Origin of the sequence: Streptomyces sp. NPDC001848, from assembly GCF_042891915.1 — a bacterium.
Taxonomy (GTDB): domain Bacteria; phylum Actinomycetota; class Actinomycetes; order Streptomycetales; family Streptomycetaceae; genus Streptomyces.
In genome coordinates this window covers 176191-193088 of the sequence record NZ_JBIATP010000009.1, presented here as the reverse complement: position 1 = coordinate 193088, position 16898 = coordinate 176191, and the positions used below count along the sequence as shown (strand labels likewise).

The 16898-nt window shown below is 70.5% G+C and carries 14 protein-coding genes and 1 pseudogene; 6 read left to right on the top strand and 9 right to left on the bottom strand.

Translation table 11 applies throughout. The annotated features are described in order from the left end of the window. Nucleotides 1-142: 142 nt before the first annotated feature. Complete coding sequence (locus tag ACFYZJ_RS20305) at nucleotides 143-1966, bottom strand: thioredoxin-like domain-containing protein (RefSeq protein WP_388569910.1); 1824 nt, start codon at nucleotides 1964-1966, stop codon at nucleotides 143-145. 149 nt (nucleotides 1967-2115) lie between these two features. Here ACFYZJ_RS20305 and ACFYZJ_RS20300 point away from each other — a divergent pair, with 149 nt between their 5' ends. From ACFYZJ_RS20300 to ACFYZJ_RS20290, 3 genes and pseudogenes are all read left to right on the top strand, one after another. Beyond that, nucleotides 2116-2349, top strand: coding sequence for a hypothetical protein (locus tag ACFYZJ_RS20300; RefSeq protein ID WP_388569907.1), 234 nt, complete (start codon nucleotides 2116-2118; stop codon nucleotides 2347-2349). Nucleotides 2350-2418: 69 nt separating this feature from the next. After that, a pseudogene (locus ACFYZJ_RS20295) lies at nucleotides 2419-2532 on the top strand (AraC family transcriptional regulator); the annotation flags it as partial. Continuing rightward, nucleotides 2529-3023, top strand: a complete 495-nt coding sequence (locus ACFYZJ_RS20290; protein WP_388569904.1) for an LURP-one-related/scramblase family protein — start codon at nucleotides 2529-2531, stop codon at nucleotides 3021-3023. The pseudogene ACFYZJ_RS20295 and the gene ACFYZJ_RS20290, both read left to right, overlap by 4 nt. Before the next feature lie 45 nt (nucleotides 3024-3068). On the opposite strand, the gene ACFYZJ_RS20285 is transcribed toward ACFYZJ_RS20290, so the two are convergent. Continuing rightward, on the bottom strand, nucleotides 3069-3893 hold the full coding sequence (locus tag ACFYZJ_RS20285) for a maleylpyruvate isomerase family mycothiol-dependent enzyme (RefSeq protein ID WP_388569901.1): 825 nt from the start codon (nucleotides 3891-3893) through the stop codon (nucleotides 3069-3071). A gap of 191 nt (nucleotides 3894-4084) precedes the next feature. Here ACFYZJ_RS20285 and ACFYZJ_RS20280 point away from each other — a divergent pair, with 191 nt between their 5' ends. Next, nucleotides 4085-4885, top strand: a complete 801-nt coding sequence (locus ACFYZJ_RS20280) for a carbon-nitrogen family hydrolase (protein ID WP_388569898.1) — start codon at nucleotides 4085-4087, stop codon at nucleotides 4883-4885. Between the two features lie 8 nt (nucleotides 4886-4893). On the opposite strand, the gene ACFYZJ_RS20275 is transcribed toward ACFYZJ_RS20280, so the two are convergent. Both ACFYZJ_RS20275 and ACFYZJ_RS20270 read right to left on the bottom strand, forming a co-directional pair. Continuing rightward, nucleotides 4894-6207 (bottom strand): nitrate/nitrite transporter, encoded by a 1314-nt coding sequence (locus ACFYZJ_RS20275; RefSeq protein ID WP_388569896.1) that lies wholly within the window; start codon nucleotides 6205-6207, stop codon nucleotides 4894-4896. Further along, nucleotides 6204-6887 (bottom strand): GntR family transcriptional regulator, encoded by a 684-nt coding sequence (locus tag ACFYZJ_RS20270; RefSeq protein WP_388569893.1) that lies wholly within the window; start codon nucleotides 6885-6887, stop codon nucleotides 6204-6206. The genes ACFYZJ_RS20275 and ACFYZJ_RS20270 overlap by 4 nt, the downstream gene beginning before the upstream one ends. Nucleotides 6888-7094: 207 nt before the next feature. On the opposite strand from ACFYZJ_RS20270, the gene ACFYZJ_RS20265 reads away from it, so the two are divergent. Next, nucleotides 7095-7997, top strand: coding sequence for a D-alanyl-D-alanine carboxypeptidase family protein (locus tag ACFYZJ_RS20265; RefSeq protein WP_388569891.1), 903 nt, complete (start codon nucleotides 7095-7097; stop codon nucleotides 7995-7997). 75 nt (nucleotides 7998-8072) lie between these two features. On the opposite strand, the gene ACFYZJ_RS20260 is transcribed toward ACFYZJ_RS20265, so the two are convergent. From ACFYZJ_RS20260 to ACFYZJ_RS20245, 4 genes are all read right to left on the bottom strand, one after another. Next, complete coding sequence (locus ACFYZJ_RS20260; protein ID WP_388569888.1) at nucleotides 8073-9470, bottom strand: dihydrolipoamide acetyltransferase family protein; 1398 nt, start codon at nucleotides 9468-9470, stop codon at nucleotides 8073-8075. A gap of 10 nt (nucleotides 9471-9480) precedes the next feature. Beyond that, a complete protein-coding gene (locus ACFYZJ_RS20255; RefSeq protein ID WP_388569885.1) occupies nucleotides 9481-10458 on the bottom strand; it encodes an alpha-ketoacid dehydrogenase subunit beta in 978 nt (325 codons plus the stop codon). A 1-nt stretch (nucleotide 10459) separates the two neighbouring features. Next, nucleotides 10460-11656, bottom strand: coding sequence for a pyruvate dehydrogenase (acetyl-transferring) E1 component subunit alpha (gene pdhA, locus ACFYZJ_RS20250; RefSeq protein ID WP_388569883.1), 1197 nt, complete (start codon nucleotides 11654-11656; stop codon nucleotides 10460-10462). Between the two features lie 795 nt (nucleotides 11657-12451). After that, nucleotides 12452-14038, bottom strand: a complete 1587-nt coding sequence (locus ACFYZJ_RS20245; RefSeq protein WP_388569881.1) for a protein kinase — start codon at nucleotides 14036-14038, stop codon at nucleotides 12452-12454. Nucleotides 14039-14415: 377 nt separating this feature from the next. Between ACFYZJ_RS20245 and ACFYZJ_RS20240 the strand changes: the two genes are divergently transcribed. Next, on the top strand, nucleotides 14416-16038 hold the full coding sequence (locus ACFYZJ_RS20240; RefSeq protein WP_388569879.1) for a protein kinase: 1623 nt from the start codon (nucleotides 14416-14418) through the stop codon (nucleotides 16036-16038). 66 nt (nucleotides 16039-16104) lie between these two features. On the opposite strand, the gene ACFYZJ_RS20235 is transcribed toward ACFYZJ_RS20240, so the two are convergent. Continuing rightward, nucleotides 16105-16650 (bottom strand): bacterial proteasome activator family protein, encoded by a 546-nt coding sequence (locus tag ACFYZJ_RS20235; RefSeq protein ID WP_388569876.1) that lies wholly within the window; start codon nucleotides 16648-16650, stop codon nucleotides 16105-16107. Nucleotides 16651-16898 lie beyond the last annotated feature (248 nt).

Sequence of the window (16898 nt, the reverse complement as noted above, 5' to 3'; positions counted from 1 at the left end):
CGAGAAGACCGTCTCCGTACGCCGCGCGGGGACCCTGGCCGTGGTCGTGGCCGCGCGCGCTGATGACCCCGGAGATGTTCTTCCAGCACGCCGTCTTCCCGGGCGCGCCCGCCCGCGCCCGGGGACACTCCAGGCACCCCGCCTACCGGCTGTCGTCCATCCCCGCCAGGACCAGCGGCAGCCGATCAGTGCCGCCCTCGGTGAGGCGGACCGGGACGCCCCAGTCCTGCTGGTGGACATGGCACGCCGGATACTCGTTGGCCGGGTCGTCGTCGCAGGACGCCGCCATCGCCGAGACATGCAGGACACCCTCGGATATCGCCGGGTTCAGCTCCAGCTCGCGTGCCAGGTCCGTGTCGGCGCCCCCACCCTTCAGCAGCAGCTCCGGCGGGGTCGAGGAGACCAGCAGGCGGGTCGACGGCCCGTAGCGGGTGTCCAGCTTCTGCCCGGCCGGCGCCTGGAAGATCACGTCCAGCCGGAGCCTTCCGGGCGTCACCTCGGTCGCCGCGCGCTGCGTGCGGTGGGCGACCGCGTCGACCCGCACCGCCTCCTCCGGCAGCCGCAGCCGGGTCAGCCGGTGCCGGGCCGACTCCACGACCACGATGTCCTCACCGACGAGCACCGCGTCCGACGGCTCCCGCAGATCCGTCGCCAGCGTGCTCACCTGACCCGTCGCCGGGTCGTAGCGGCGCAGCGCGTGGTTGTAGGTGTCGCTGACCGCCACCGAGCCGTCCGGCAGCGCGGTCACCCCCAGCGGGTGCTGGAACAGCGCCTGCTCCGCCGCGCCGTCCCGGTGCCCGAAGTCGAACAGGCCCGTGCCGACCGCGGTGTGCACATGCCCGTCGAGGTCCACCCAGCGCAGCGCGGAGGTCTCGGAGTCGGCGAGCCACAGCCGGTCGGCGGTCGCGGCGAGACCTGAGGGCTGCGCGAACCAGGCCTCGGCACCCGGGCCGTCCACCAGCCCCTCGTTCGTGGTGCCGGCCGCCACCGCGACCGCGGCCGTGGCGGGGTCGTACGTCCACAGCTGGTGCACGCCCGCCATGGCGATCCACACCCGGCCGCCGAAGACCGCCACGTCCCACGGCGAGGAGAGATCCACCTCCCGGGCAGGACCCGACGTCGGCGAACCCTGCCACCACTGCCTGCCGGTACCCGCGAGGGTGCTGACCTCGCCGGTCGCCAGGTCCAGCCGGCGCAGTGCGTGGTTCACGGTGTCCGCGACGACCACCGCCCCCTCGTCGAGCAGCGCCAGGCCCTGCGGCTCGCTGAAGCTCGCCGCCTGAGCCGGGCCGTCCGCGAAGCCCCGTACTCCGGAACCGATGCGCCGCACCACCGTCTCGCCGTCCGCCGCCAGCTCCACCAGCTGGTGCCGGGTGGTGTCGCTGACCAGCAGGTTCCCGGACGGCAGCAACAGCGCCTTGCCGGGAAAGCGGAGGGTCGTGGGCTCGGGCTCCGGAGCGACGTAGGGGGCGTCCCCACGGCGCAGCGTGCCCTTGGCTGCGTGTTCCTCCTCCAGCTCCTCGACGAGCCGCTCTATCGCATGGGCGTGGCCCTCACCCGCGTGCTGGGCGACCACGTACCCCTCCGGGTCGATGACCACCAGCGTGGGCCAGGCCCGGACGGCGTACTGCTTCCAGGTGGCGAGCTCGGGGTCGTCGAGGACCGGATGCTCCACCCCGTAGCGTTCCACCGCGTCCACGACCGCCTGGTGCTCCGCCTCGTGGACGAACTTCGGGGAGTGCACACCGATGATCACCACGGTGTCGCGGTGCTTCTCCTCCAACTCGCGCAGCTCGTCCAGGACATGCAGGCAGTTGATGCAGCAGAACGTCCAGAAGTCGAGGATGACGATACGTCCTCGCAGGTCGGCGAGGGTGTACTGCTCTCCGCCCGTGTTCAGCCAGCCGCCCTTGCCGATGAGCTCGGGGGCACGGACACGGACGCGACGCGAAATGGAGTCGTTCATGGGTCAAGGGTGCCATCCGTGCCGGTCGTGTCGCGGGGCCTGTGGACAACTCGGTGACTGTGCGTACAAGCTCTCCTACGGGATGCGCACATGGCGTGACGGAGAGATGCTCGTCTCACACAGGGGGGTCAGTGCAAGGGAGCAGTTCCATGCCTCGAGACATCGACGACCAGATGCGCCGCCCGAACCGGGACCGCGAGCGCGGCGAGACGAGCGGCGAGGAGATCCGCGACCGGGACCGCCGTGACCCCGACATGAGCGGCTCCGACCTTTCGGACCCGGACCTGGGCAGGTCCGGCACGCGCCGTGAGCGCGAGGAGCGGCGCTCGTCCTGGGACGAGGACGAGCTCGACGAGCAGGACAGGCGGGAGGGTTACCGGTAGACCGGTAGACCGGTAGACCGGTCGTCCTTCCGCGGTGCCCTCGCGGTCCGTCCACGAGTCCCCCGCCGTGCGCGCGGGGGACTCTCCCGCGTCCGGGTCCGGCTGCGGCGTGAGACCGGGCTCAGTCCGTCGGCCTACCGGCGGCGTTTCGGGCCGGTCCCGGGGGAAGCCCTGAGCGTATGAGACTTTTTGTGCGCGACCGGCTCCTCGGCATCGGTGAGGACTACTGGATCGAGGACCAGCACGGCACCAAGGTGTTCCTGGTCGACGGCAAGGCGATGCGGTTGAGGGACACCTTCGAGCTGAAGGACCCACAGGGGCGCGTCCTGATCGACATCCACCAGAAGATGTTCGCCCTGCGCGACACGATGATCATCGAGCGAGAGGGCGAGCGGCTGGCCACGATCAAGCGCAAGCGGCTGTCCCTGCTGCGCAACCACTACCGCGTCTCGCTGGCGGACGGCACGGAGCTCGACGTCAGCGGCAAGATCCTCGACCGTGAGTTCGCCGTCGAGTACGACGGCGAGCTGCTCGCGCAGATCTCCCGGCGCTGGCTGCACGTCCGTGAGACGTACGGCGTCGACATCGTGCGCGAGGACGCGGACCCGGCACTGCTGATCGCGGTGGCCGTGTGCGTGATCCACCTGGCGGACAAGGAGCGGGAGGAGGACTGAGCGGGTCCCGAGGGCACGGTGAGCTCGAGGGTCCGTCCGCGTCGTCTACTTCGTCACCGCGAACGAGCGCAGGATCGCCGCCGTCAGCTCCGGGTCGCCCTCCGCCTTGATGCGGTCGGCCACGGCGTCCGCGCTCACCCGGCCGCAGGCCAGGCGGACGTACGTCTCCCAGTCGAGGGTGAGTGTCACCGCAGGGCCCAGCGAGGGTGTGCCGTCGATCGTGCCGCGGCCCTCCGCGTCCACCCGGACGGTGCGCAGGAACTCCACGGGGCCGTGCACGTCGATGACGACCGCCGAGCCGGGCGGCGCGCCCGCGTCCTTGGCGACCACCTCCGGCAGCGCGGCCAGCAGCTCGTCCCGGGTGATGTGGGCGCCCGGGGAGTCCAGGTTCCCCGGGCGGCCGAGCGCCGTGCGGAGGTCCTGTTCGTGCACCCAGATGTCGAACGCGCGGTACCGCATGGCCTCTTCGAGGGTGAGCTCGGTACCGAGCGGGCCGCGGACCTTCGTGCCCGGGTCCCGCGACTCGTTCCGCAGCTGGCGGTTGCGGCGGATGATCGTGTACTCCAGCTCGGCCGTCATCTCCGGCGCCGTGTGGTGGCGGCGGACGTCGACCTGCATCTCCATGTAGCGCTGGTGGTCGTTGGTGACGTGGAACAGGTCGCGCGGGAGCGTGTGGATCGGACGCGGGTCGCCGAGCATCTCGCAGTCCATGCCGATGACGTGGGAGACCACGTCGCGCACCGACCAGCCGGGGCAGGGTGTCCGCCGGTTCCACTCGCCCTCCACGAGCGGCTGCACCAGCTCGGATATCGCTTCGACGGAGTGGGTCCAGGCATCGGCGTAGGGCTGGAGAGTGGGATGCAGACTCACGGAACGGGACCCCTCGGGCGGTCGGTACACGGTCGTTGGTCGACGGCTCTGTCGGTGGTTGTACTGCGGGAGGCGGCTGTCAGCGGGTGTCTTGGGACGTTAAGTTACGCTGCTGCGAGGCACCCCGGCAGTGCTTTGGTGTGACGATCGTAGGCCCGTTGAGAAGGCTCGATTACCAGGACGGTGGTACTGTGCGCGCCTCCCTGATCCAGATGCGGGTGGACGAGGACGAATCGGTCGATTCGCGTCGGCGGCGAGCCGCCTCGCTGGTACGCGATCAAGCCGGAGTCGATCTCGTGGTGCTGCCCGAGCTGTGGACCACCGGGGCGTTCGCCTACGAGCGGTTCGGCGACGAGGCCGAGCCCCTGGAGGGGCCGACCCATGAGGCGATGGCGAAGGCGGCGGCCGACGCGGGCGTGTGGCTGCACGCCGGCTCGGTCCCCGAGCGCGCCGCCGACGGCGCGCTCTACAACACGTCTCTCATCTTCTCCCCCTCCGGTGAACTGGCCGCGGCCTACCGCAAGATCCACCGCTTCGGCTTCGACAAGGGCGAGGCCGTGCTGATGGGTGCGGGGACCGCGCCGGTGACGGTGCGGCTGCCGGAGACGACCGTCGGTGTGGCCACCTGTTACGACCTCCGCTTCCCCGAGCTGTTCCGCACGCTCGTGGACGCGGGGGCCGAGACGCTGGTGATCCCGGCGGGCTGGCCGGAGCGCCGCCGGTCCCACTGGACGCTGCTGGCCCAGGCGCGGGCGGTCGAGAACCAGGCGTACGTCCTTGCGTGTGGAACGGCCGGGACACATGCGGGAGTTCCACAGGCGGGTCACTCGATCGTGGTGGACCCATGGGGGGAAGTCCTCGCCGAGGCGGGGGCGGGGGAGGAGATCCTCAGGGTGGAGTTGGACCCGGCGCGGGTCGCCACGACGAGGGAGCAGTTCCCGGCGCTGAAGGACAGGGTGCTGGGCCTGGAGCCCCCACGCCGCCGTCCGTAGGCGGTGTCCTACGCCGGCACGTGCACCGTCTCCACCCGACTGGCCACCAACCGCTCCCGCTCCCTGCGCGCCGCCCGCTTCCGCAGCCGCAGTATCTGGCTGAGCCCCAACGCCTGGAGCACGAACACGGCGCAGAACGCCACGGTGTAGTCGTCCCCCGTCGCGTCCAGCAGCACCCCGACCGCGAGCAGCGTGGTCATGGAGGCGACGAAACCGCCCATGTTGGTGATCCCGGACGCCGTGCCCTGACGCTCCGGCGGGTTCGCGGGCCGCGCGAAGTCGAAGCCGATCATCGAGGCCGGACCGCACGCCCCGAGCACCGTGCACAGCAGGACCAGCAGCCACATGGGGGCGTGCACGGTCGGGTAGGCGAGCGTGGCCGCCCACACCGCCGCCGTCGCCCCGACCGTGCCGAGGGCCAGCGGCAGCCGCGCCGCGTGGTGCCGGGCCACGATCTGCCCGTACACCAGTCCGACCAGCATGTTCGACAGCACGACGAGCGTGAGGAGTTCACCGGCCGTCGCCCGGGACAGGCCCTGCGCCTGCACCAGGAAGGGCAGGCCCCACAGCAGCAGGAACACCATCGCCGGGAACTGGGTCGTGAAGTGCACCCACATGCCGAGCCGCGTCCCGGGCTCCTTCCACGACGCCACGATCTGCCGCCGCACGTACGCCGACCCGTGGTGCGGGAACGGCTCCGGCTCGTACCCCTCCGGGTGGTCCTTCAGGAAGAGCAGCAGCAGGACGAGGACGACCGCACCGGCGAGCGCGCTGCCGCCGAACGCCGCCGTCCAGCCCACCCCGTGCAGCAGGCGGGCGAGCACGAGGGTGGAGACCAGGTTGCCCGCCATGCCGACCAGACCGGCGAGCTGCGCGACCAGTGGACCGCGGCGGGCCGGGAACCAGCGTGTGCCGAGCCGCAGCACGCTGATGAACGTCATCGCGTCGCCGCAGCCCAGCAGCGCACGCGAGGCGAGGGCCGTGCCGTACGACGGTGAGAACGCGAACCCCAGCTGGCCCGCCGTGAACAGGACGACCCCGAGGGTCAGCACCTTCTTGGTGCCGAGCCGGTCCACCAGCAGGCCGACGGGTATCTGCATGCCCGCGTACACGAGCAGCTGGAGGATGGAGAAGGCGGACAGGGCGGAGGCGTTCACATGGAAGCGGTCCGCCGCGTCCAGGCCGGCCACGCCCAGCGACGTACGGAAGATGACGGCGACGAAGTAGACCGAGACGCCGATGGCCCACACGGCCACGGCACGCCGGCCGCCCGGCGGGTCACCGGGCAGCGACACGGAACGCGAACTCACCGGCGACCTCATCGCACCTCACCCCGCGCCAGGTGGGAGAACCAGCTGACGTGCCGGTGCACGATGGCCACAGCGGCGTCGGCGTCGCCGGACCGCAGTGCCTGAAGGATCTCCTCGTGCTCGGTGAGGGTCTTGGCGATGCGGTCGGGGTGCGAGTGCATGACGGCGACGCCCATGCGCAGCTGCCGGTCGCGGAGTTGGTCGTACAGGCGGGAGAGGATCTCGTTGCCGCCGCTGCGCACGATCTCGGCGTGGAAGGTGCGGTCGGTGAGCGCCGCACCGGCCAGGTCACCGGAGGCGGCCTGCTCCTTCTGACGGGCGAGCAGTTGCTCGAGCCGCTCGATCAGCCCGGGCGGGGCGGGGACGGCCTTGCGGGCCGCGTGTTCCTCGACGAGCTGGCGCGTCTCGACCACGTCCGCGATCTCCTGGGCGGAGACGGCGAGGACGAGGGCGCCCTTCTTCGGGTAGAGCTTGATCAGCCCTTCGACCTCCAGCCGCAGCAGCGCCTCCCGCACCGGTGTGCGCGAGACCCCGACCTCCTCGGCCAGCTCACCCTCGGTCAGCAGCGTCCCGCCCTCGTAACGGCGCTCCAGGACACCTTGTTTGACGTGCGTGTACACGCGGTCGGCGGCGGGGGGTTGTTTGAGGGGCATCTTCTCGGGGACTTCGGCGACGGACGGAGCTGCAGGCATGGGCACATCATAGATACAACACGTACGCATGCCGATCGGCGTCCAACATACGGACGGGCACATCCGTCCCGGAATTCACCCGGGCAACCGCACATCCTTTTGGGCCACTTACTAGTCTGACGGGGAGCGGCCCTCGTCACCCGGCCGCACTCCAGGGGCATTTGGATGCATTCAGAGGCATCAGAGACGCAATCGGAGCGTTCAACTTTGATTACCGGCATTAAGGGCACGCGAGTTCGCAGGGCAGTCGCGGCAGTGGTCACCACCGGAGCCGTGCTCACCACCGGAGCCCTCACCGCGGTGCCCGCTCAGGCCGTCACCACGCCCTCGATCGTGGCCGCGGGCGGCTACGCGATGAACAACGCGAACGGCGCGACGCTGTACACGAAGGCCGCGGACACCAGGCGTTCCACCGGCTCCACCACCAAGATCATGACCGCGAAGGTGGTGCTCGCACAGCCGAACCTCAACCTCGACGCCAAGGTGACGATCCAGAAGGCGTACAGCGACTACGTGGTCGCCAACAACGCCTCCCAGGCGCACCTGATCGTGGGCGACAAGGTCACCGTCCGTCAGCTGCTGTACGGGCTGATGCTGCCCTCCGGCTGTGACGCGGCCTACGCGCTCGCCGACAAGTTCGGTTCCGGCACGACGCGTGCCGCGCGCGTGAAGTCGTTCATCGGCAAGATGAACAGCGCCGCCACGGGCCTCGGCCTGAAGAACACGCACTTCGATTCGTTCGACGGCATCGGCAACGGCAACAACTACTCGACGCCGCGCGATCTGACGAAGATCGCGAGCAGCGCGATGAAGAACTCCACGTTCCGCACGATCGTGAAGACCAAGTCGTACACGGCGAAGACCATCACCAAGTCCGGCACCGTCCGCACCATGGCGCCGTGGACCAACACCAACACGCTGCTCAGCAGCTACAGCGGCGCGATCGGCGTGAAGACCGGCTCCGGCCCCGAGGCCAAGTACTGCCTCGTCTTCGCCGCCACCCGCAACGGCAAGACGGTCATCGGCACGGTCCTCGCCTCGTCGTCGATCAACCAGCGTGCCACCGACGCCACGAAGCTGCTCAACTACGGCTTCGCCAAGCTCGGCTGACGCCCGCCACATGCCAAGGGGGCCTGCCGCTGCTGGTCAGCGGCAGGCCCCCTTGCCATAGGCATTCCGGCCCGGCTACGCCCAGGTGATCAACCGCTTCGGCTGTTCCAGGATCGCCGCGACGTCCGCGAGGACCTTGGAGCCGAGCTCCCCGTCGACCAGGCGGTGGTCGAAGCTCAGGGCCAGGGTCGTGACCTGGCGGGGCCTGACCTTGCCCTTGTGGACCCACGGCTGGAGCTTGATCGCGCCGACCGCGAGGATCGCCGACTCGCCCGGGTTCAGGATCGGCGTGCCGGTGTCGACACCGAAGACGCCCACGTTCGTGATCGTGATCGTGCCGCCCTGCATCGCCGCAGGGCTCGTCCTGCCCTCCCGGGCCGTGGCCACCAGCTCACCCAGCGCCTCCGCCAGCTGCGGCAGGGTCTTGTCGTGCGCGTCCTTGATGTTCGGCACGATCAGACCGCGCGGGGTGGCCGCGGCGATGCCCAGGTTCACGTAGTGCTTGCGGACGATCTCCTGGTTGGCCTCGTCCCAGGACGCGTTGATGTCCGGGTTCCGCTTGACCGCGACCAGCAGGGCCTTGGCGATCAGCAGCAGGGGGTTGACCCGCAGGCCCTCGAAGTCCCTGTCCTGCTTGAGCTCCTCGACCAGCTTCATCGTGCGGGTGACGTCGACGGTCACGAACTCCGTGACGTGCGGCGCGGTGAACGCCGAGCCGACCATCGCCTGAGCGGTGGCCTTGCGGACGCCCTTGACCGGGATACGAGTCTCCCGTCCGCTGTCGTACGTCACCACCTGCGTCGGCGCCACGACAGGGGCGGGTGCCACGGGCGTCACGGGGGCCGCCGGGGCCTCGGGGGCCGGTGCGGCGGCCACCGCCGCCTGCACGTCCTCGCGTGTGATGATCCCGTCCGGCCCCGACGGACGTACCGTCGCCAGGTCGACGCCCAGGTCCTTCGCCAGCTTGCGCACCGGCGGCTTCGCCAGCGGACGGACCTGCTTGCCGTGCCCGTTCAGATCGCCCGGGACCACGGATACGGTCTCCTCGGCCGCCGCCGTGGGCGCCTTGCGGGGGCGGCGCCGGGTGGAGGACTCGGCGACGCCGTACCCGACGAGGACCGGCTTGCGGCCCTCCTTCTGGGTCTCCTTCGCCTCGGACTGCTCCTGAGCCGCCGTCTCGACGGGCGCCTGCGCCTCCCCGGCGGGGGCGCCCCCGGTGACGTCCACGGCGATGATCGGGGTACCGACGTCCACCGTGGTGCCCTCGGGGAAGTGCAGCTCGCGGACCACCCCGTCGTACGGGATCGGCAGCTCCACGGCCGCCTTCGCCGTCTCCACCTCGCACACGACCTGCCCGTCGGTGACCGTGTCACCCGGCTGGACGTACCACTTGAGGATCTCGGCCTCGGTGAGCCCCTCGCCCACGTCGGGCATCTTGAACTCGCGCACGGACGCGTCAGTCATCGTCGTCACGACCCTCTCCTCAGTACGCCAGGGCGCGGTCGACGGCGTCCAGCACCCGGTCCAGGCCCGGCAGGTACTCCTCCTCCAGCCGTGCCGGCGGATACGGCGCGTGGTAGCCGCCGACCCGCAGCACGGGCGCCTCCAGGTGGTAGAAGCACCGCTCCGTGATCCGGGCGGCGATCTCCGCGCCCGAACCGAAGAACACCGGCGCCTCGTGCACCACCACCAGACGGCGGGTCCTCTCCACCGACGCCTGGATGGAGTCGAAGTCGAGCGGGGAGACCGACCGCAGGTCCAGCACCTCCAGCGACCTGCCCTCTTCCTGGGCGGCCGCCGCGGCCTCCTGGCACACCTTCACCATCGGCCCGTACGCGGCCAGGGTCAGATCCGTGCCCTCCCGCACCACACGCGCCTTGTGCAGCGGGCCCGGAATCGCCTCCGTGTTGACCTCGGACTTGTCCCAGTAGCGCCGCTTCGGCTCGAAGAAGATCACCGGATCGTCGCTCTGGATCGCCTGCTGCATCATCCAGTACGCGTCCGAGGCGTCGGACGGAGAGACGACCTTCAGGCCCGCCACGTGCGCGAACAGCGCCTCGGGGGACTCGCTGTGGTGTTCCACCGCGCCGATGCCGCCGCCGTAGGGGATGCGGATGACGACCGGGAGCTTGACCTTGCCCAGCGAGCGGGCGTGCATCTTCGCCAGCTGGGTGACGATCTGGTCGTAGGCGGGGAAGACGAACCCGTCGAACTGGATCTCCACCACCGGGCGGTACCCGCGCAGGGCCAGACCGATCGCGGTGCCCACGATGCCCGACTCCGCGAGCGGGGTGTCGATCACCCGCTCCTCGCCGAAGTCCTTCTGCAGGCCGTCCGTCACCCGGAAGACACCGCCGAGCTTGCCGACGTCCTCGCCCATCACCAGGACCTTGGGGTCCGACTCCAGGGCCTTGCGCAGCGACTCGTTGATCGCCTTGGCGATCGCCATCTTCTCGGCCATGTCACCGTCCCCCTTCAGCGTCGGTGTCCGCGAACGACGCCTGGTAGGCGGCGAACTGGGCCCGCTCCTCGTCGACGAGCGCATGCCCGTCCGCGTACACGTTCTCGAAGATGGCGAAGTGGTCCGGGTCCGGCATGGCACGGACCGCTTCACGCACCCGCCTTCCCAACGCCTCGCTCTCCGCCTCGAGTTCCGCGAAGAATCCCTCGTCCGCGTGGTTTGAGGCCTCGAGGTAGGCGCGCAGGCGGGCAATCGGGTCCTTCGCCTCCCAGGCGGCCCGCTCGTCGTCGAGGCGGTAGCGGGTCGGGTCGTCGGAGGTGGTGTGGGCGCCCATGCGGTAGGTGAACGCCTCCACGAGGGTCGGGCCCTCGCCGTTGCGCGCCCGCTCCAGCGCCCACTTGGTCACCGCGAGGCAGGCCAGCACGTCGTTGCCGTCGACCCGCACCCCGGGGAAGCCGAAGCCCTGCGCACGCTGGTACAGCGGCACCCGGGTCTGCTTCTCGGTGGGTTCTGAGATCGCCCACTGGTTGTTCTGGCAGAAGAACACCACCGGGGCGTTGTAGACCGCCGCGAACGTGAATGACTCCGCCACGTCGCCCTGGCTGGAGGCGCCGTCACCGAAGTACGCGATCACGGCCGAGTCGGCGCCGTCCTTGGCCACGCCCATGGCGTAGCCGGTGGCGTGCAGGGTCTGCGAGCCGATGACGATCGTGTAGAGGTGGAAGTTGTTGCTGTTCGGGTCCCAGCCGCCGTTGTTCACACCGCGGAACATGCCGAGCAGGTTGGTCGGGTCCACGCCGCGGCACCAGGCGACGCCGTGTTCACGGTAGGTCGGGAAGACGTAGTCGTCGTCGCGCAGGGCCCGGCCGGAGCCGATCTGGGCGGCCTCCTGGCCGAGCAGCGAGGCCCACAGGCCCAGCTCGCCCTGGCGCTGCAGGGAGGTGGCCTCGGCGTCGAAGCGGCGGGTCAGCACCATGTCCCGGTACAGCCCGCGCAGCTGCTCTGGGGTGACGTCCGCGACGTACCGGTCGTACTCGGGGCTTGCGACCCGCGTGCCCTCGGGCGTCAGCAACTGGACGAGGTCGGGGTCGGCGCCCTTCTTGGACGTGTTGCTGGTGGTGCGCTTGGTGCCGGTGGTGCCGGCCTTGCTTCCGGCGCTGCGTCGCGGCTTGCGCGCGGCAGTGCTCTCCACGGTCACGTGTGCTCCTCCGTCGGTCCGGCCCCCGGGTTCGCCGGGTGCCTGGGTTCCCCTCGGCCCGTTCGGGCCGGTGGGAGCGGCTCCGCCTGCACCGCACGGACGCACGGGGTGGGTGCGGCTCGTGACGAACAGACGCGGAAGGTGCCCCGGCGAGCACCCTGCAAGGGGCACGTTACCCAGCGCGCCACATTTCTGTGAAACCCCTCCTGACCTGGGATTTTGCTTGGATTTCCAAGTAAATCGAGTCAGTCGGGAACAGTTGCTGGTCACAGCCTTGCAGGGGGCCGGAACAACGGCACGTTATCCCGCCCGCCCGGAGCACGGGAAGACATCATCCGGAGTGACGCGGGTGTCGGCTCCCGGGGAGGACGGTTCCGCGAGCCGACCGTGGAGGGCACGACCGCGGAACGTGACGGTGGCACGTGATCCTGATCGTGAAGCATCGACCGCGTGGCCCGACCGGGGACACCGACCGTGGGACCCGTCCTGGGACACCGACCGTGGAACCCGTCCTCGGACGCGCTCGAAACACGCCTCGTGAAGCATCGACCGTGGGGCCCGACCGGGGACACCGACCGTGGGACCCGTCCTGGGACACCGACCGTGGAACCCGTCCTGGGACGCGCTCGAAACACGCCTCGTGAAGCATCGACCGCGGGGCCCGACCGGGGACACCGACCGTGGAACCCGTCCTGGGACGCGCTCGAAACACGCCTGGAAAAGGCCACGCGCGCGTGGAGCCCGTCTCCGGGCCACGCGCGCGTGGAGGGCTGGAAGGTGCTCGACCGCGGAGCGTCAGGGCACCTGCGGCGGGCCCGAGCCGTTGCCGCCCCCGTCCGTCCCCGCCGGAGGCGTGGAGCCGCCGCCCCCGCCCCCGCCCGCGCCGCCCGAGGGGGTCGTGTCGGACGGCTCACCCTGCGAGGGAGTCGACGGGGTCGGCTGTTCGCTCGACTCGGACGGCGTCGCGGAGGGCTCCGCCGGCGGCTGGCTGTAGCTCTGCGAGGGCCGGTGCGAGGGCGTCCAGTCCGAACCGCCGCTCGTGTTCGAGTTGTCGTCCGAGGACGTGGCGGTCTGCTCGTCCGTGGGCGACTGGCTGGGCTGCTGCTGCTCGTGCGACTTGGTGACGGACGGCGACGTCGTCGGACCCGACCCGCCGCCGTTTCCCGTGTTCTTCTGCATCGCCAGCGCGACACCCGCCGCGATCGCGATGACCGCGAGCACCGCGAGGACCCACAGCTTGCCGCGCCCGCTGCCCTTGTTGCCGTGCCCCTCGAACCCGCCGTCGTCGCCGGAGCCGTACCCCGAGGGCAGGATCGGCTGCGGGATCTGCGCGGTGCCCGACTCACCCGGGTGCGGCAGCACCGCCGTGCCGGCGAGGCCCGCCGCCGGGGTGTGCCGGCCGTCGTGCATCTCCACCGGGCCGGTGTTCCAGGTGCCGGTGTGGCCGCCCTGGTCGTAGAGCATCTGCAGCGCGTACTGGACCATCCCGCGCATCTCCTCGGCCGTCTGGAACCGGTCGTCCGGCTCCTTGGCGAGGGAGCGCATCACGAGCCCGTCCAGCTCCGGCGGCGACGCCCCCTCCGGGACCTGGGACGGTGGCACCGGGATGTCCTGAACGTGCTGGTAGACCACGGACAGCGGCGTCTCGCCGATGAACGGGGGCCGCAACGCCAGCAGTTCGTACAGCAGGCAGCCCGTCGCGTACAGGTCGGAGCGGTGGTCCACGGCCTTGCCGAGGGCCTGCTCCGGGGACAGGTACTGCGGGGTGCCCATCACCATGCCGGTCTGCGTCATCGTCGTGGACGCCCCGTGCAGGGCGCGCGCGATGCCGAAGTCCATCACCTTCACGGCGCCGTTGTTGGTGATGATGACGTTGGCCGGCTTGATGTCGCGGTGCACGATGCCGTGCTGGTGCGAGTAGGCGAGCGCCTCCAGGACGCCCGAGACGATGATCAGGGCCTGCTCGGGGCCCGGCGCCTCGGCGTTGAGCAGCAGGTCGCGGATCGTACGGCCCTCGACCAGCTCCATCACGATGTACGGCACCGACTGGCCGCCCACGACGTCCTCGCCGGAGTCGTACACGGCGACGATCGCGTGGTGGTTCAGTCCGGCCACCGACTGGGCCTCGCGGGTGAAACGCGCCTTGGAGACCGGGTCCTCGGCGAGGTCGGAACGGAGCAGCTTGACCGCGACCGTCCGGCCGAGGCGCACGTCCTCGGCCGCGAACACCTCAGCCATGCCGCCCCGGCCGAGCCTGCGGGTCAGCCTGTACCGGCCGTCCCCGACAAGTCCGCCGTTGCCCCAGTTCTCCGGCGCGTCTGACATGCCGCCGCCAGTCGCCTCGGGGTCGGACGGGCCCTGGGCGCGCTGCGTCTGTGCCATCGGTCCTCGCCGTCGTTTCTGCCCGCGGTCTGCGCGGTGGTTGTTACGGTCTCCGACGGGCCACGCTACAGGCTCCGCGCAAGGCGCCGGTCCGAGATGGATTCGAGATGGACCGGTCATCAAACCGTGAAGCCGGTTCCACCTGCAAATTCCGCGTGCCGGCCGTACGCCCCCTGTAACGCTTCCGCGACGCTTCTTTCGCGTACGGTCACGGAACGGGCACCGAGCTTGACGTGTCCTTGCCCTGGGGCAGACTTGGCCGGGAATGGACCAGTCGATCACGGAACAGTCGCTGTCGATCGACGACAACACGAATATCGATCACGGACCGCGGGCACCAGCAGCCGCTGCCGCCGCGCCGATGGGGGACGCAGAACATGAGCCAGGACGGCGCACACGGCCGGTATGCGGGGCGCGCGCTCGCCGGCGGGCGCTACCAGCTGCGCGACTTGCTCGGCGAGGGTGGCATGGCCTCGGTGCATCTGGCGTACGACTCCGTCCTCGACCGGCAGGTCGCGATCAAGACACTTCACACCGAGCTGGGGCGCGAACAGGCCTTCCGGGAGCGTTTCCGCCGCGAGGCGCAGGCCGTGGCGAAACTCACGCACACGAACATCGTCTCGGTCTTCGACACGGGCGAGGACGAGCTGGGCGGGACGACGACCCCGTACATCGTCATGGAGTACGTCGAGGGCAAGCCGCTCGGGTCGGTCCTCGACGCGGACATCCGGCAGTACGGCGCGATGCCGGCCGACAAGGCGCTGAAGATCACCTCGGATGTGCTGGCGGCCCTGGAGATCAGCCACGAGATGGGCCTGGTCCACCGGGACATCAAGCCGGGCAACGTGATGATGACGAAGCGCAACGTCGTCAAGGTCATGGACTTCGGCATCGCCCGTGCCATGCAGTCCGGCGTCACCTCGATGACCCAGACGGGCATGGTGGTCGGCACCCCCCAGTACCTGTCCCCGGAGCAGGCCCTCGGGCGGGGCGTGGACGCACGGTCCGACCTGTACTCGGTCGGGATCATGCTGTTCCAGCTGGTCACCGGGCGGCTGCCGTTCGAGGCGGATTCACCGCTCGCGATCGCGTACGCGCATGTGCAGGAGGAGCCGGTGGCTCCGTCCTCGATCAACCGTTCACTGCCGCCCGCGGTGGACGCGCTGGTCGCCCGCGCGCTGAAGAAGAACCCGAACGAACGCTTCCCGAGTGCCGAGGCGATGCGGGACGAGTGCCTGCGGGTCGCCGCGTCGCTCACGGCCGCCGCGCCGAGCATCGTGCCGGGCACACAGACGCCGAGCGGCGCCGGTGTCAGCTCCGCGGTCTTCCCGCCGGCCGGCCGGCCGGCGCCGGGCCCCGTGGGGGCCGTGCAGATGCCGTACCAGCCCGGCCCGTACGGCGCCCAGGCCCCGTCGCCTCCCTACGGCTACCCGCAGCAGGCCGGCTACCAGACGCCCCCGCAGGCCGCCGGATACGCGCTGCAGCAGTCCGCCGCCACCCCGCCGCCCTCGCCCTACCGCCTCAGCCCCCAGACGCCCGCCACGGGCGGCAAGGGCAGCCCGGCCGTGGTCATCGGCTCGGTCGTGGTCGTCCTGGTCGTGATCGTCGGCCTCCTCACGTCACTGCTGCTGCACAGCAACGGCAGCGGCGGGGAAGAGACGGGCGGGGGCGACGGCAGCACGAGCGCACCCGCGCCCGTGGTCGCGGGCCACCGGGGCCCGGACACGACGAAGACGATCCGGGCGACGAGGTGCACGGAGCCAGAGACGTCGTACGTCGACCCGGACAAGATCCGGGTGCCCGACTTCTCCTTCAAGAACCTCACGTCGGTCAAGGAGTGCTTCCGGGCAGCGGGCTGGAAGTACAGGATCACGCACGAGGACGAGAACACCTACGGCCAGGACACGGTCATGGACCAGTCCCCGGCGGCCGGTACGGACGCCAACCCGAAGAGGATGCCCGTGATCGTGCTCACGGTGTCGACGGGCAACCCGGCCTGAGCCGCTTCTGACACGACGGCAGGGGCCCGGCACCCTCACGGTCCCGGGCCCCTCACTTGGCGTGCGTCACAGGTACGGGCCACCCGACCGGCCACCGGTGCGGCGGTCCTCCTCGCCGTCGGGGGAGCCCACACCCGGCGGGAGGGCGCGGCGCATCTGTTCCAGCTGGGCGCGTGCCGCCATCTGCTGGGCGAACAGGGTGGTCTGGATCCCGTGGAAGAGGCCCTCCAGCCAGCCCACCAACTGGGCCTGCGCGATGCGCAGCTCCGCGTCGCTCGGGATCGCCTCGTCCGTGAAGGGCAGGGAGAGCCGCTCGAGCTCCTCGACGAGTTCGGGGGCGAGACCGTCCTCCAGCTCCTTCACCGAGCTGGAGTGGATCTCCTTCAGGCGCTGCCTGCTCGCCTCGTCCAAAGGAGCGGCGCGCACCTCCTCCAGCAGCTGCTTGATCATGCTGCCGATGCGCATGACCTTCGCGGGCTGCTCCACCTGTTCGGTCACCGGGACCTCGCGGGAGTCGTCGTCTCCGGCGCCGCCGAGAGCCATCCCGTCCTGACCCACGATCAGGATCTTCTGGGCGTTCTCCGACGACCGTTCGTTCCTCGGCATCTCCATGCCGCCATTCTCTCGCACCGACACACCTCATCAGCCAGGTGCCCGGTACGGGGAGTGATCCACCCCACAGTGGAAAGTTCCGCCCTCGGTGTGCGGCGTCAGTGGGGGGCGGTGCCGGGCAGTGCGGCAGGGCGGGGTGCCGGGGAAGTGAGGCGGGGCGGGGGTGCCGGGGAAGTGAGGCGGGGCGGGGGTGCCCAGGAAGTGAGGCGGGGCGGGGGTGCCCAGGAAGTGAGGCAGGGCGGGGGTGC